The sequence below is a fragment of the Streptomyces sp. NPDC060205 genome (assembly GCF_042728395.1).
Lineage (GTDB): Bacteria > Actinomycetota > Actinomycetes > Streptomycetales > Streptomycetaceae > Streptomyces.
Map to the genome: position 1 here is coordinate 1 of NZ_JBHWZP010000656.1, position 1,083 is coordinate 1,083.

General features: G+C 68.7%; 1 protein-coding gene. It reads left to right on the plus strand.

The window, feature by feature from the left end:
* Positions 1 to 199 precede the first annotated feature (199 nt).
* Entirely contained in the window at positions 200 to 892 is a 693-nt protein-coding gene (locus ACFWGJ_RS43805; RefSeq protein ID WP_387334565.1) for a GntR family transcriptional regulator, read from the plus strand.
* The last annotated feature ends 191 nt before the right edge of the window (positions 893 to 1,083 follow it).

Sequence of the window (1,083 nt, forward strand, 5' to 3'; positions counted from 1 at the left end):
CACCGAGCCGGGGCCCGCGCGCGTTCGGACGGCTTCGGGTCACTTTCGTACCGGACGACTGCCTGTTCAGAAGCGCGGTGTGTCCAAAAAATATCCATGGATTCCCGGCTGCCTTCGGAATTTCCCGTTCTCTGCAATAGAGTCACCGAACAAGCGTCAATCGACCGCGTTTCGCGGGGATTAAGGCGGAGGTCCGGTCATGCGTATTCCCGCGCGCTCGGTATGCACGGCGATCCGGGACGACATCGTCGCGGGTGTCTACGAGCGCGGCAGCCGGCTCACCGAAGAACTGCTCGCGCGCCGCTACGGCGTCTCGCGGGTCCCCGTGCGCGAGGCGCTGCGCACCCTGGAGGCGGAGGGCTTCGTGGTCACCCGCCGGCACGCGGGCGCGTGCGTCGCGGAACCCACGGAGCAGGAGGCCGCCGACCTCCTGGAGATGCGCGTCCTGCTGGAGCCCCTGGGCGCCGCCCGTGCCGCCCAGCGGCGCACGGAGGCCCATCTCAAGGTGCTGCGCGGCCTGGTCAGGCTCGGCCAGGAGCGGGCCAGGCGCGGCAACAGCGAGGATCTGCGCTCGCTCGGCGGCTGGTTCCACGAGACGCTCGCGCAGTCCTCGGGCAGTCCGGCGCTGACCTCGACGCTCGGCCAGCTGCGGCACAAGATCGCCTGGATGTACTCCGTCGAGGCGTCCGCGCACCCTGCCGAGTCCTGGACCGAGCACGGGGCCATCGTGGACGCCGTGGCCCGCGGTGACAGCGACCGGGCCAGGGCGATCACCGCGCTGCACACGGAACGGGCGATGTCGGCGCACCGGCTGCGCTTTCCAGGCGGGGAGCGCGCCGAGCGTGTGAGGACTTCGCAACATCCCGTAAACACAGCGGGCCTGCGTCATTAACAGAAGCGCCGTATACAAAGAGAGATATTCGGTGGGGCCCTATTTCCGGTGCCCTTTTCTTCCGCGTGCCCGGAATTGTGGAGCACGTCATTTCCGTGCGCGCTGAAGCGGCCGGGGGCAGGCGGAAATCAATACGCCGCGCGCGGGAAAAGAACGGCCTCGTTCCGTGCGCTCCCGGACGTGCGAACGGC

Coding starts and splice junctions, on each gene's coding strand:
- ACFWGJ_RS43805 (WP_387334565.1), top strand. CDS start 200: ATGCGTATTCCCGCGCGCTCGGTATGCACGGCGATCCGGGACGACATC.